We start from the raw sequence: 13,409 nt of genomic DNA on the forward strand, positions 1-13,409 counted from the left end.
TCAGGGAAGCTTTTGTTTAGCCCGCTTATGGTAACTCAGATAGCATCTGCCTGTTTACCGGGCGCAGCCCCGGCAAAGGCATCCAGCGCACGTGCACGTTCGGTGACGGTACGAATGCGGGGGTAGGGGCCCAGGTCACACTCGAAGCGTTCGGCATTGAACACCTGGGGAACCAGGCAGACATCGGCCAGCGTTGGATTGTCGCCATGACAGAAGTCACTGCTGGCATCGAGCATTGCTTCGACGGCGTCGAACCCCAGGCGGACCCAGTGGCGGTACCAGGCCAGTTTGTTATCGTCAGAGAGTCCCAACTCTCCGGTAAGGTGCTTGAGTACGCGCAGGTTATTGAGCGGGTGAATCTCGCAGGCGATGACCTGGCACAACGCGCGCACTCTGGCTCGGGCGATCGGGTCTGAGGGGAGCAGAGCAGGTTCAGGGAAGCATTCCTCCAGATACTCACAGATGGCCAGTGACTGGGTCAGGCACTCACCATCGTTGGTCACCAGGGTGGGTACCAGCCCCTGGGCATTACGGCTCAGGTGGGTGTCGCTGCGTTGTTCACCCTTGACCAGGTTGACTGGAACCTGTTCCAGCTCGATACCCTTGAGATTGGCGACGATACGCACACGATAGGCCGCTGACGAGCGGAAGTAGTCGTATAGCTGCATGGGCAAGCTCCCGGAGGTTGCGGGGCAGAGAGGCGGTGGTTGGCCGGGGCAGGTCCCGTCTCAGGAGTTGTACTTGACCACCTGCTGGTCGATCGCGCCGAAGATACTGGTGCCATCACGGTCGAACATCTCGATACGCACCCGGTCACCGAAGCGCATGAACGGCGTCCTGCTGTCGCCATGCAGGATCTTCTCGACCATGCGGACCTCCGCCAGGCAGCTATAGCCGACGCCGCCGTCAGTAATCGGCTTGCCAGGACCTCCATTGGCATCGGGGTTGGAGACCGTACCGGAGCCGACCACCGCACCTGCGCCGAGATGGCGGGTGCGCGCCGCGTGAGCCACCAGTTGCGGGAAGTTGAAGATCATGTCGGGGCCAGCCTCGGGCTCGCCGAACTTCTCGCCATTGAGATGCACGGTCAGCGGCAGGTGCACGCGACCGTCCTGCCAGGCATCACCCAGCTCATCCGGGGTGACACAGATCGGTGAGAAGCTGGAAGCCGGCTTGGCCTGGAAGAAGCCGAAACCCTTGGCCAGTTCGCCGGGAATCAGGCCGCGTAGACTGACATCGTTGACCAGCATGATCAGCTTGATGTGATCTGCGGCCTGCTCCGGGGTGACGGCCATCGGCACGTCGTCGGTGATCACTGCGATCTCGCCCTCGAAGTCGATACCGTGGTCTTCGCTGATCGCCTCGATATCGTCATAGGGGCCAAGGAAGCTGTCACCACCGCCCTGGTACATCAGCGGGTCTCTCCAGAAGGTTTCCGGCATCTCGGCATTGCGCGCCTGGCGGACCAGTTGCACGTGGTTGAGATAGGCCGAACCATCAGCCCAGTGATAGGTTCGCGGCAGAGGGGAATGCAGGGTTTGCATATCGAGGTCGAAGGCCTCGTCTGCCTTGCCCTCATTGAGCGCTTGATAGACGTCATTCAGGCGAGGAGACAGTTCATCCCAGGCTTCCACGGCCTGTTGCAGGGTGGCGGCGATATGCGGCACGCGGAGCGCACGGCGGAGGTCGCGAGAGACGACAATCAATTCTCCGTCACGAGCGCTTTTCGATGTGGTGCTTTTCAAAGTGGCAAGCTTCATGAGAGATCCTTGTCAGGTGAATTCTTCGCTGTGTGGGTTCGCTGTGGTATTCGATGACCAGCGTCTATTGGTGCCAGCGTTTATTGGTGTTTGGTGCACTTCACGGCTGTTCGGGAGTGAAGTGGGATTTGAGCCCCTGCCAGACATCGACATAGTCGCGTTGTCGGAAGTCGGCAGACAGGGCCTTCTCCGTGGGCTGGAATACGTAGCGGCTCTCGAACATGAAGGCGAGGGTGGCTGCCTGGTACTGAGGTGCCAACTCTGCCTCGCTGGCCTTCTCGAAAGTGCTGGCATCCGGACCGTGGGGTGACATGCAGTTATGCAGGCTGGCACCGCCGGGCAGGAAGCCCTCGGCCTTGGCATCGTATTCCCCATGGATCAGCCCCATGAATTCACTCATCAGGTTGCGATGGAAATAGGGTGGGCGGAAGGTCTGCTCGGCCACCATCCAGCGCGGAGGGAAGATCACGAAGTCGATATTGGCCATGCCCTCGGTGTCGGAGCATGACGTCAGCACGGTAAAGATCGATGGGTCCGGGTGATCGAAGCTCACGGTGTTGATGGTATTGAAGTGGGCCAGGTCGTACTTCCAGGGAGCATAGTTGCCATGCCAGGCCACCACATCCAGTGGTGAGTGGTCGAGCCTGGTGACCCACAGGCGACCGGAGAATCTCGCCACCAGCTCAAAGTCGCCGGAGACATCTTCGTAGGCGGCTACAGGGGTCTGGAAATCACGTGGGTTGGCCAGGCCATTGGCACCGATCGGTCCCAGACCGGGTAGTTCGAAGGGGCTGCCGTAGTTCTCGCAGATATAGCCGCGTGCTGCGTCATGTCCCTCGGTCAGGCGTACCTGGAATTTCACCCCGCGGGGAATGACTGCGATCTCGCCGTTTCCGGCCGTGATCTCGCCGAACTCGGTACGCAGCTGCAGTGTGCCGAGTTGAGGCACGATCAGCATCTCACCATCGGCGTTGTAGAAGAAGCGCTGGGTCATGTCCTGGTTGAAGGCATAGACATGGATACCGCAGCCGGTCTGGGTGCCGGCGTCGCCATTGACGGCAATGGTCAGCAACCCATCGACGAAATCAGTCGGGGCATCCGGCAGCGAGCAGGGATCCCAGCGCATCTGGTTGGGGTCTGCAGCCGGTTGGCTCAGCGGTGCTGTGACCATGGCGCCCTCACCCAGCGGAAGGTAGGCGCTCTGTGCCACCGAGGGGCGAATGCGATACAGCCAGCTGCGCAGGTTGTGGCTGCGTGGCGCGGTGAAGGCCGAGCCGGTCAGTTGCTCGGCATACAGGCCATACGCCACCTTCTGTGGGGAGTTCTGCCCTTGAGGCAAAGCTCCGGGCAGAGCTTCGGTAGCGAAGTGGTTGCGAAAGCCGGATTGGTATTCAAGCGATAGCGTCATGGCGAATCTCCAGAGTCGAGTGGCTGACGGTAGAGCGCCGGCAGGCTACGGCTTCGCCGATCACTCGCTTCCATGGCTGAGGATATGATGGAATTTTAGTTTCAAATGAAACTAATTGTCCAGAGATGTCTCGCTTGCCTTGGATGGATTCAGCCATTGAGCCATAATTTATCGATCTTCATCAGTATGTTGGCCATGATGTAGACTTTGGAGTGAGGAAGTATTCTATAATTTGGTTTCATCTGATCGGTATGTAGCCGATTGATGACATACCCCATGTCACAAGACGAATACCTCTTCTCTCTGAGGGGCTGCATGGCGTCTGGGCTATGCTGAGTCATTCATATTCCCCGGGACAGGAGGGTTCGAATGCTCAACATGGTCAAGCGCTGGGGGCTTTGTGCATTGCTGCTGGTGACTGCGAGTGTGCACGCAGAGCAGACAGCGGAAGTGATGGAGAAGGACGTCGAGACCCGGATGCAGTACCTGGTGTACCTACCGGATGATTACGCCAGCACCGAAGGGGACTATCCGTTGGTGCTGTATCTGCATGGTGGCGACGAAAGCGGTGATGATATCGACAAGCTCAGGACCGGAGGCTTGCCGCTGTTGGTCGAGCAGGGGCAGGAGTTTCCCTTCATCATCCTTTCGCCACAGAACCCCTATACCGAGCTGTTCTTCCCCATCGAGCGGGTCAAGACGTTGCTGGACGATGTGGTTGAGCGTTATCGCGTGGACGAAAGTCGGATTTCCGTGGTCGGTTACAGTCGCGGCGCCTATGGTGCCTGGATGATGTCGGAGCAATATCCCGAGACCTTTGCTGGCGTGGTGCCGATTGCGGGAGGTGGTATTGCCCGTTACCTGGGACGCACAGGGGAAGACGTTGCCTTCTGGGTCTTCCACGGCGCCCGTGATGACGTCATTTCGCTATCGGAGTCGGTGGATATGGTGGAAGGCCTGAAGGCGCTGGGGCGTGATGTCACGCTGACCGTCTATTCCGATGCCGATCACTCCGATGTCTGGCAGCGTGCTCTGGCCGAGCCTGAGCTGACCGATTGGCTGATGCAGCGCTCGACTGCAGAAGCCACTGAGGCGCAGACCCAGTGATGGTGCCGAGGCCTGCAGGCACGCCTGGCTGCGTTGCTGCCACCACCGGGCCTCGGTATCGTGTTGCCTCCTTCGCCTTCACCACCGCCACTCAAGGAGCCCTGGTGAGATGTCCCTGACCGAGCGTGATGCATCGCCTTCCTCTGCCAAACCAGAGCTGGATCTTCAGCAGTTTCTGCCCTATCGGCTCAACTGTCTGGCTGATCGCATCAGTCAGGCGTTGGCCCAGCTCTATGCCGAGCGTTATCAACTCAATATTGCCGAGTGGCGGGTGCTGGCCTGGTTGTCTCACCTTGATCAGTTATCGGCGCGGCAGATCTGCCAGGCGACACGTATGGACAAGGCTAGAGTCTCGCGGGCGGTACAGGCACTGGAAGAACGTGGTTTGATCCAACGCACACCATCTTCCCGGGATCAGCGGGTGCACGAGCTATGTCTGACGCCCGATGGACAGGTGCTGCTGGAGTCATTGATACCGGAAGCCCGGCAATGGGAGTCAGAGCTGTTGGCGACGCTTGGCGTCCATGAATACCGTGACCTGATGAACATCATGGGTAAGCTGGAGCGTCAGCTCGGCCGTATCGAGGCGAACGGCAACAGGGTACAGGATCGCTCCGGAGATCCCATGGAAATGCCGGGTTCGCCGACGGATTGAGTATTCGGTCATTGGCGTCTCAGGCGCCAATCACCAGCCAACCATCGGCATCCTCCATCACCGGTACCGGCTCAAGGGCTTCGCCCTGAGCCGGGCCGGAGATCCCTTCGCCAGTGTCCACACGAAAGGTGGCCTGATGACTGGTGCATATCAGTAGGTCGCCATCACGGCTGAGGATATTGTCGCCGCGGCCATCCAGTGGCAGGTACTGGTGGGGGCAGGCGTTGACCCAGGCGTGTAGCTGGCCTTCAGCATCCCGCACCATGACCAGTGGGAAGCGCCCGTTGTCACTCTCGACACTGACGCAACGGCTTTGGTTGCGCCCGATCTCGCTGGCCCTGAGGACTTGAGTACCGATCGGAGGAGCCGAGCGATAGTTGCGCCAGGCATCGTTCATGCTGATGGCCCCGCGTCAGGAACGGACATCATCGGGGGACGGCACCCGTCCACCCAACTGAGCGGTGATCTCGTGAGCGGTATCGCGTACCAGCTCGCCCAGTGCGGCGAGGCGGCTGTCGGGGATGCGCGCCAACGGGCCGGACACTGAGATGGCCGCCAGTGGTGTTCCCAACTCATTGTGGATGCAGGCGGCGACGCAGTGCAGGCCAATGGCGTGTTCTTCGCGATCACAGGCATAGCCGCTCTGGCGAATCTCGGCCATGGCTCGGCGCACTTCGGTGGGGTTGGTCATGGTATTGACGGTGACCCCTTCCAGGCCGCGTTCGGCAAGTACCCAGTCCAGCTCGTCCTCGGGTAGCCAGGCCAGCAGAGCCTTGCCGACGCCGGAAGCGTGCAGTGGTGCGCGCGAGCCGAGACGAGTGATCATGCGCATCATCTGAGCGGACTCACTCTGGGCCAGGAAGACTGCCGTGGCACCGTCACGGACACCCAGGTTGGCGGTTTCACCGGTTTCCCGGGTCAGGCGGCGCAGATACGGGCGGCTGGTGCCGACAAAGTCTCGCGCCTCGAGGAAGCTGTTGCCGATGCGGAAGGTCTTGACGTCAATGCGCCACACACCGAGGCTCTCATCCTGAGTGATGAAGCCCTGACTCTGCAGGGCCTGCAGCAGGCGATGGGTGGTCGAGGGAGCAAGGTCGGACTGCTCGGCAATATCGGAGAGTGCCAGACCGCCGGGGTGAGCCGCGAGGCGCTCCAGCAGATTGAGTCCGCGCACCAATGACTGGCTGTGCCCGCCACTGACCTTGCCTGAAGCGGGGCGCCCCGCCGTCCTGCGTTTGCCTTCGGTCACCGTTATCTTCTCCCTTGCGTGCGCCAGGTATTTGCGTTCGCTGTGAACCGGCGCGTGCTCGAATTGCCGTGAACCCGTCGCCGCCAGCTTGTGGCCGTCGGCAGGTATTCGCATTTCAATTTCAATAGCATACCGTCTGAGCGAGGGGCTGTCTCGTTTGCGGAAAACAATTCCATGATCCTGCTGAAACAGCCGGAATCCACGCTTCCTCCGTGTAATAGGGGAGGCTGATGGTGGCTCAGCGGTGCTGCCAGTCCGGAGGCCGCTTGTTGATGAAGGCGTCGATGCCTTCGCTGACATCCTCGGCCATCATGTTGCTGGCCATCACCTCGCCGGCAAAGGCATAGGCCTGCCCCAGCGGCAGTGTGCGCTGGCGGCTCAGCAGTGCCTTGCCGGTGGTCAGCGCAATGCGGCTTTTGCTGCGCAGACTGTCCAGCAGCCGGGCAAGCTCATTGTCGAGCTCGGCATCCTCGGCAATGCGGTTGACCAGCCCCCAGTCGAGCGCCGTGTCGGCGTCGATGAAATCACCGGTGAACAGCATCTCCGCCGCGCGCTTGGGTGAGATGCTGCGCGTCAACGCTACTGCGGGGGTCGAGCAGAACAGGCCGACGTTGATGCCGGAAACGGCGAAGCGCGCCGACTGAGCCGCAACTGCCATGTCGCAGCTGGCTACCAGTTGGCAGCCGGCTGCCGTCGCCACCCCCTGGACCCGAGCAATGACCGGCACCGGGAACTCCTGAAGGCGCTGCATGACTCGACTGCAGTGGGCAAACAACTGGCGATAGTCATCCTCGTTGCCCATTTCCTGCATCTCGTGAAGATCGTGTCCGGCACAGAAGGCTCTACCTTCAGCGGCAATCACCAGTGCGCACAGCGCGTGATCATCATTGAGCTCCGTCAGAGCCTCCTCGAGTGCAGTGAGCATCTCGATCGACAGCGCGTTGTAGCTGTCGGGCCGGCTGAGGGTCAGAGTGGCGACCCCGCGGTCGTGGTGACACAGTACCGGGGCACCCGGACTGGTGGCATGGCTGGTCGCCAGCTGATGTTGGCTCATTGGTGGGTCTCCGGCTTTTCCGTCGTCGCCAGACTAGCTTGCTCCGGCCGCTTGCGGGGGAACTGTGCGACCAAAGGACAATGAGCGGGTCGAATCCGCGGCAGCTCTTCTGTGCCGCTCCTTCCGGATGTTCCTGTCCCGGTGCACAAGGAGAACAGCCCGCCGAGGCGAGCTGCAGTCCCGGTACAAATGGGGGGGATGCCACACTAGACGCTGTCGCGGAAGGTACGCTCCTTGCGCGGCAGTACCAGGTTGAGGACGATGGCGAACAGTGCGCCTGGAATCAGGCCGGAGTGAATGATCGCTTGGATGTTTTCATTGAGGTTGGCGTACAGACCTTCCTGGGCCGGCAGGCCGATGGCGGCGGACAGCGACACGCCGATGATCACCATATTGCGCTTGTTGAAGTCGATACTGGCCAGCATCTTGATGCCGGCACTGGCAATCATGCCGAACATGATCAGTACTGCACCACCGAGGACCGAGTTGGGAATGCTGTTGATCAGGGCACCGAGCTTGGGCACCAGACCAGCGAATAGCAGGAAGGCACCACCGATGGCCACCACGTAACGGCTGACCACGCCAGTCAATGCGACCATGCCGACGTTCTGGCTGAAGCTGATCTGGGGAAAGGCGTTGAAGATGGCGGCGAAGACGCTGGCCAGGCCGTCGGCCATGACTCCGCCCGACAGTTCCTTCGCCGTCGGCTCACGGTTGAGACCGCCTGCCGTGGTGCCAACGATGTCACCGATTGACTCCGCGCAGGTGACGACAGCGAGCAGCACCACCGGCACGATGGCTGCGGCATGGAATTCCAGACCGATGTGCAGTGGTACCGGCAGTGAGACCCAGCCAGCGTTGGCGATGTTGCCGAGGTCGATATAGCCGAACCCCAGCGCTGTGAAGTAACCGATCACCAGGCCCAGCAGAGGGGCCATTTCTGACCAGATGCCACGGCCGTACTGGTGCAGTGCCAGAGTGGCCACGAAAACCAGCGCACCCAACGCGATATGGTGGGGCGCACCGAAGTCCGAGGCACCGCCGCCGCCGCCCAGGTAGAGGAAACCAACGGGCATCAACAGGGTTCCGAGCATCACCACAAAGGTGCCGGTCACCACTGGCGGGAACAGGAAGCGGAAGATCGGCAGGAACAGCCCGACAATGGCCATGGCGATACCGCCGCAGAGCGCTGCGCCCAGGGCAGCGGGTAGCCCCATGCCGACGGCGATCGGGATCAGCACCGGGACGAAGCCGAAGCTGGTGCCCATGACAATCGGCAGACGTGCCCCGATGGGACCCAGCCCCAGGGATTGCACCAGGGTCGCGATACCGGCCACGAACATCGCTGCCTGAATCATGAAGGCGGTCTGATCGGCGGGAAGGTCGGCGGCCCCGGCAATGATGATGGGGACTGTCACGTTACCCACGAACATCGCCAGCACATGTTGCAGGCCGAGCGGAATCGCCCGGCTGAGTGGCGGCATGGCATTGACGTCATGGGTACTGCGTATCTGCCGCTTGTCGTTCTCTTCGGCAATCGATTCATTGGTCGCCATGGTCGGGTTCTCCTGTTGTCATTGTCGTTGAACCTGTTGAAACCCGGAGATCGTGTCGAGTGTCACCTCGGGCATTCCGGAGGCGACTGCCGCGGACACGATGACCGATTATGTGAATGTGTTGAGTACTGCTCCCTTCTTCCCGTGATCGCTGCCGAACCCCGGGACTTGTACGAAAAGCCTAGACAGCCTGGCGCAGCTGACGCGCAGCCGCATCATGGCGGGCCAGTAGTGCTTCAAGGTCGACATCCAGTGGCTGACCATCGGCCACTCGCCATTGCCCGGCGACCATCACACGGTCGGCCCGATGGGCACCGCACAGCAGTAGCGCGGCCAGCGGGTTCTCGGCCCCGGAGAAGCGTGCCTCGTCCAGCCGGAACATCGCCAGATCTGCCTGTTGGCCGACCTTGAGGCCGCCGATGTCACTGCGCCCCAGGCAACCGGCCGAGCCCTGGGTAGCCCAGCGAATCACGTCCTGATGGCGTACCTGGCTGGGTGAGTAACGCAGGCGGCCGATCAGCATGGCCTGGCGCATTTCCTCGGCGAGATTCGAGTGATCGGCGGATGCGGAACCATCCACGGCCAGCCCGACCGGGCAGCCAGCGGCCTCGAGTTCCAGGGTGCGGCACATGCCGGAGCCCAGCACCATGTTGGATGAAGGGCAATGGGCGATGCCGGTACCGGCGGCACCGAGGCGCTGGACCTCGTCATCATTGAAATGAATACCGTGGGCCAGCCAGGTACGGTTGGACAGCCAGCCGGTGGCCTCGAGGTAATCCAGCGGGCGCATGCCGAACAGCTTCTGACAGTAGTTGGTTTCGTCCTCGGTCTCGGCGAGGTGGGTGTGCAGGCGAACGTCGCGCTCTTCCGCCAGGCGGGCACTGTCCTGCATCAGCTCGCGGCTGACCGAGAAGGGAGAACAGGGCGCCAGCGCCAGAGTGATCATGGCGCCCTCGCCACGCTCGTGATAGGCGTCGATCAGGCGTGCACTCTCGTCGAGAATGGTCGCCTCGTCCTGGACCACGGACTGTGGTGGTAGGCCGCCATCGTCGCGGCCGACACTCATCGAGCCTCGTGTCAGTGCGGCACGTACCTTGAGGCGACGGGCGGTCTCGACCTGAATGTCGATGGCATGCTGCAGTGCCCCGGAGAAAACGTAATGGTGATCCGCGACGGTGGTGCAGCCACTCATCAGCAGTTCGACCATGGCCAGCTCACTGGCCAGTGCCAACTGATCCTCGGTCAGGTTGGCCCAGACGTCATAGAGCGTGGTCAGCCAGGGAAACAATTCCTTGTTGAGCGCTGGGGAATAGGCCCGAGTCAGGGTCTGATAGAAATGGTGGTGGGTGTTGACCAGGCCCGGCAACAGGACGTGCTGTGAGGCATCGAAGGTCTGATCGATGACAGTGGTCGGGGTGGCGCCACGGGCCACGACCTCGACAATACGACCATTGCGGATGACGATGCCGCCGGCTGCGGCTTCATCGCTGACCGCTAGAGGGTGGCGGATCCACAGGTTCTGCTGCTTGTCCGCTGCTGTATCGGGTTGAGTCATGCTGTCCTCCTGGGTGGCTTCGCAAGGCGAAGGGTTACCCAAGCATCGCAAGTGCCATGAGGTCCGGGCCTCGATGGGATACCTGGTTCAGGTGCCTTCAATCATGGCTGCACCAGACGCAAAATGCGTCAATCTGGTGCATTGCATGCATCAATGCTTCAAATTGATGCACAGTTATTGGTAGTTATTGTGTACAAAATGAGATTGTCCGGGGGGGAATGTCAAGCGTTTCTACCCGGCGTTGTCGGGCCTGTTACGGCGCCTTTGGAAAATCATGCGCTATACCAGCCACTTCCACCCAGGAACAGAGGCGAAAGTCATCATCAGTCGTTAGTCGAAGAGCGCACGAGCACAGGCTTTCCGGGGCGCGCTGGCCCCGGAGCGTGCTGCTGGCGAAAGAAGTAAAGGAGTAGTGTGGCTGGAGCCTGCCTGCAGCAGGGTGGCTGGTCAGCTCGAGACTTCGGTGCTGTCCTCGGCCAGCGCCGCCTGACGTGCCTTGCGTCTTGTCAGGCGGTCACCGAACAGGTAGCACCCGAGGGCGATGAGGATCAGTACCGCGCCCACCAGCATCGAGGGCGAGGGAGCCTCCTGGTTGAGCAGCATGCCCAGGGTCATCGCCAGCACAGGAGTGATCAGGGTAACCAGTGCCACGGTGGCGGCATGCAGGCGTGACAGGATCAGGTAGTAGCAGAGGAAACCGACCACCGAGCCGAACAGTGCCAGGTAGATGACCGACCACAGGCCGCGATGGGTCAGCGGAATCGACAGGGATTCACCGCTGCTCAACCACAGAACCAGGAAGCAGGGCATCGACAGGGCGAGAGCACCTACGGTCTGAGTCAGCGGGTCGAGACCGGCGGCGACTCGTTGTACGGCAATGCCACTGCCGCTGAACAGGGTGACTGCCAGCAGCATCATGACCAGAGCCAACTGCTGGGCGCTGCCCTGAACGCCGAGGCTGTCGAGGAAGACCACGCCGAGGCCCGCGACCCCTAACGCACAGCCTAGCCAGTGCCAGCGGCGTAGACGTGTCGCACCGGGTAGCGCCTGCAGGATCAGGCCGGAGATCAGTGGAGCCATGCCGAACATGACCGAAAGCATGCCGGATGGCAGGTATTGGGAGGCCTGGTAGCTGAGAGCCATGGCACCGAAGACACCGGGAACGGCAGCGGCATAGCTCAGCAGCGCACGACGGTCGAAGCGCGGCCTGCGGCGCAACAACAGCAACAGGAATCCACCGACAACCAGCGCGGTCGCCATGCGTAGCATGACACTGCCGACCGGCGCGCCGCCTTCGGCACTCCACTTGATGGCGAGAGGCGTCGAGGCCCAGACCAGAACAACAATCAGATAGGCCAGCCCGGTTGGCATACCGAATTCCTTTTCATCGTAAATGTGATAGGCGACCCACATGGACGTGGGAAGTGCATTTATCCGTCTGGAACGGATATAGCCGACCCACATGGAAGTGGGGGGTGCGTCTTCTGGAACGACGCCGACGTTTGAGCATAGTCCCGTCGACGGGCTTGCGGTACCCCCTCTGCGCTGCTCCTGAAACGACATCGCCGCCTTCGGAAGGAAGGCGGCGATGGAATCACCAGAACAGACTGGCGTCGTTGTTACTCGGTGTCACTCGACCCAATTGGTGTTACTCGACATAGTTGGTTTCCGAGTACAGCACTCGAGTGCGCAGGGTGTGATTGACCTCACGCAGCGCTTCCAGAGCCTGTTCGCCGTAGGCCTTGTCGACATCGATCACCACATAGCCGACCTTGTTGTTGGTCTGCAGGTACTGGCCGGAGATGTTGATATCGTTTTCCGACAGCACGCGGTTGATCTCGGAAAGCACGCCAGGCACGTTCTCGTGGATGTGCAGCAGGCGATGCTTGTCCGGGTGTGCCGGCAGGGCCACTTCCGGGAAGTTGACCGAAGTGACGGTGGAGCCGTTGTCGGAGAAGGTGACCAGTTTCTCGGACACCTCGACGCCGATGTTCTCCTGAGCTTCCAGCGTCGAGCCGCCGATGTGCGGGGTCAGGATTACGTTCTCCAGGCCACGCAGCGGGCTGACGAACTCTTCATCATTGCCCTTGGGCTCGACCGGGAAGACATCGATGGCGGCACCATTCAGGCGGCCTTCCTTGATGGCTTCGGCCAGCGCTTCGATGACCACCACGCTGCCACGTGCGGCATTGATCAGAATCGAACCGGGCTTCATCAGCGCGATCTTCTCTTCGTCGATCATCCAGCGGGTGGAAGGCAGATCCGGAACATGCAGGGTGACCACGTCGGAGCGGGCGAGCAGTTCCTCGAGGCTGGCCACCTGGCGGGCATTACCCATGCCGAGCTTGGTGATGGCGTCGTAGTAGATGACGTCGAAGCCCAATGCCTCGGCCAGTACTGACAGCTGAGAGCCGATGCTGCCATAGCCGACAATGCCCAGTGTCTTGCCTCGGGCCTCATGGCTGTTCTTCGCATTCTTCAGCCAGCCACCCTGATGGGCCCTGGCGTTCTTCTCGGGAATGCCACGCAGCAGCATGATGGCTTCCGCCAGCACCAGTTCGGCGACCGAGCGGGTATTGGAGTAGGGGGCATTGAAGACCGGGATACCGCGTATCAGGGCGGCGGTGAGGTCGACCTGATTGGTACCGATGCAGAAACAGCCTACGGCAACCAGCTTCTCGGCCGCCGCGAACACACGCTCGGTGAGCTGAGTGCGCGAGCGAATGCCGACGAAGTGGACATCACGTATCTTCTCGAGCAGTGACTCCTCGTCCAGCGACGTCGACACATGTTCGATGTTGGTGTAACCGGCATTGAGAAAGTTATCCACCGCACTCTGGTGGACGCCCTCGAGCAGCAGGATCTTGATCTTGCTCTTGTCCAGGGACGTTTTGGCCATGGTTGAGTCAACCCCCTCAGGTTTTTGGCTATGGCACCAGATTGTGGCAATAGCCCGCTAGCGAAAAGGCGCGAAATCAGGGCACATAGACTACCACATGTGGCTAAATCGGCGTTGAAAATACCTGATGCTGGACATGAGCCGCATGCATGTAGGCTGGACAGGT

Annotated in this window: 12 protein-coding genes; 2 read left to right on the top strand and 10 right to left on the bottom strand. The window is 61.0% G+C overall.

Annotation, left to right across the window (positions count from 1 at the left end; genetic code table 11):
• Positions 1-35 precede the first annotated feature (35 nt).
• The 3 genes from maiA to hmgA all read right to left on the bottom strand — a co-directional run bounded on the left by maiA (position 36) and on the right by hmgA (position 3,168).
• Positions 36-668 carry a maleylacetoacetate isomerase gene (maiA, locus tag BUE38_RS21100; RefSeq protein WP_073437224.1) on the bottom strand — a complete coding sequence of 211 codons (633 nt, stop codon included), beginning with the start codon at positions 666-668 and terminating at the stop codon, positions 36-38.
• A gap of 60 nt (positions 669-728) precedes the next feature.
• Positions 729-1,760: a fumarylacetoacetate hydrolase family protein gene (locus BUE38_RS21105; protein WP_073437225.1), complete on the bottom strand. Its 1,032-nt coding sequence runs from the start codon at positions 1,758-1,760 to the stop codon at positions 729-731.
• A gap of 100 nt (positions 1,761-1,860) precedes the next feature.
• A complete protein-coding gene (gene hmgA / locus BUE38_RS21110) occupies positions 1,861-3,168 on the bottom strand; it encodes a homogentisate 1,2-dioxygenase (RefSeq protein WP_073437226.1) in 1,308 nt (435 codons plus the stop codon).
• Between the two features lie 369 nt (positions 3,169-3,537).
• Here hmgA and BUE38_RS21120 point away from each other — a divergent pair, with 369 nt between their 5' ends.
• Positions 3,538-4,275, top strand: a complete 738-nt coding sequence (locus tag BUE38_RS21120) for a carboxylesterase family protein (RefSeq protein ID WP_073437228.1) — start codon at positions 3,538-3,540, stop codon at positions 4,273-4,275.
• Positions 4,276-4,384: 109 nt separating this feature from the next.
• Positions 4,385-4,930, top strand: coding sequence for a MarR family winged helix-turn-helix transcriptional regulator (locus BUE38_RS21125; RefSeq protein WP_084542084.1), 546 nt, complete (start codon positions 4,385-4,387; stop codon positions 4,928-4,930).
• Between the two features lie 19 nt (positions 4,931-4,949).
• On the opposite strand, the gene BUE38_RS21130 is transcribed toward BUE38_RS21125, so the two are convergent.
• The 7 genes from BUE38_RS21130 to serA form a co-directional block, all read right to left on the bottom strand.
• On the bottom strand, positions 4,950-5,327 hold the full coding sequence (locus BUE38_RS21130) for a Rieske (2Fe-2S) protein (protein WP_073437229.1): 378 nt from the start codon (positions 5,325-5,327) through the stop codon (positions 4,950-4,952).
• 15 nt (positions 5,328-5,342) lie between these two features.
• Entirely contained in the window at positions 5,343-6,179 is an 837-nt protein-coding gene (locus BUE38_RS21135; protein WP_073437255.1) for an IclR family transcriptional regulator, read from the bottom strand.
• Between the two features lie 238 nt (positions 6,180-6,417).
• Entirely contained in the window at positions 6,418-7,233 is an 816-nt protein-coding gene (locus tag BUE38_RS21140) for an enoyl-CoA hydratase (RefSeq protein ID WP_073437230.1), read from the bottom strand.
• Positions 7,234-7,439: 206 nt separating this feature from the next.
• On the bottom strand, positions 7,440-8,789 hold the full coding sequence (locus tag BUE38_RS21145) for a uracil-xanthine permease family protein (RefSeq protein WP_073437231.1): 1,350 nt from the start codon (positions 8,787-8,789) through the stop codon (positions 7,440-7,442).
• Positions 8,790-8,970: 181 nt separating this feature from the next.
• Positions 8,971-10,344, bottom strand: coding sequence for an 8-oxoguanine deaminase (locus tag BUE38_RS21150; protein WP_073437232.1), 1,374 nt, complete (start codon positions 10,342-10,344; stop codon positions 8,971-8,973).
• 447 nt (positions 10,345-10,791) lie between these two features.
• The gene (locus tag BUE38_RS21155) at positions 10,792-11,715 is read right to left on the bottom strand and encodes a DMT family transporter (protein WP_073437256.1); all 924 of its coding nucleotides are present in this window, start codon (positions 11,713-11,715) and stop codon (positions 10,792-10,794) included.
• Between the two features lie 277 nt (positions 11,716-11,992).
• Positions 11,993-13,243 carry a phosphoglycerate dehydrogenase gene (gene serA / locus BUE38_RS21160; protein ID WP_073437233.1) on the bottom strand — a complete coding sequence of 417 codons (1,251 nt, stop codon included), beginning with the start codon at positions 13,241-13,243 and terminating at the stop codon, positions 11,993-11,995.
• Positions 13,244-13,409 lie beyond the last annotated feature (166 nt).

Origin of the sequence: Halomonas cupida (assembly GCF_900142755.1) — a bacterium.
GTDB lineage: Bacteria > Pseudomonadota > Gammaproteobacteria > Pseudomonadales > Halomonadaceae > Halomonas > Halomonas cupida.

Coding starts and splice junctions, on each gene's coding strand:
- maiA (WP_073437224.1), bottom strand. CDS start 668: ATGCAGCTATACGACTACTTCCGCTCGTCAGCGGCCTATCGTGTGCGT.
- BUE38_RS21105 (WP_073437225.1), bottom strand. CDS start 1,760: ATGAAGCTTGCCACTTTGAAAAGCACCACATCGAAAAGCGCTCGTGAC.
- hmgA (WP_073437226.1), bottom strand. CDS start 3,168: ATGACGCTATCGCTTGAATACCAATCCGGCTTTCGCAACCACTTCGCT.
- BUE38_RS21120 (WP_073437228.1), top strand. CDS start 3,538: ATGCTCAACATGGTCAAGCGCTGGGGGCTTTGTGCATTGCTGCTGGTG.
- BUE38_RS21125 (WP_084542084.1), top strand. CDS start 4,385: ATGTCCCTGACCGAGCGTGATGCATCGCCTTCCTCTGCCAAACCAGAG.
- BUE38_RS21130 (WP_073437229.1), bottom strand. CDS start 5,327: ATGAACGATGCCTGGCGCAACTATCGCTCGGCTCCTCCGATCGGTACT.
- BUE38_RS21140 (WP_073437230.1), bottom strand. CDS start 7,233: ATGAGCCAACATCAGCTGGCGACCAGCCATGCCACCAGTCCGGGTGCC.
- BUE38_RS21145 (WP_073437231.1), bottom strand. CDS start 8,789: ATGGCGACCAATGAATCGATTGCCGAAGAGAACGACAAGCGGCAGATA.
- BUE38_RS21150 (WP_073437232.1), bottom strand. CDS start 10,344: ATGACTCAACCCGATACAGCAGCGGACAAGCAGCAGAACCTGTGGATC.
- BUE38_RS21155 (WP_073437256.1), bottom strand. CDS start 11,715: ATGCCAACCGGGCTGGCCTATCTGATTGTTGTTCTGGTCTGGGCCTCG.
- serA (WP_073437233.1), bottom strand. CDS start 13,243: ATGGCCAAAACGTCCCTGGACAAGAGCAAGATCAAGATCCTGCTGCTC.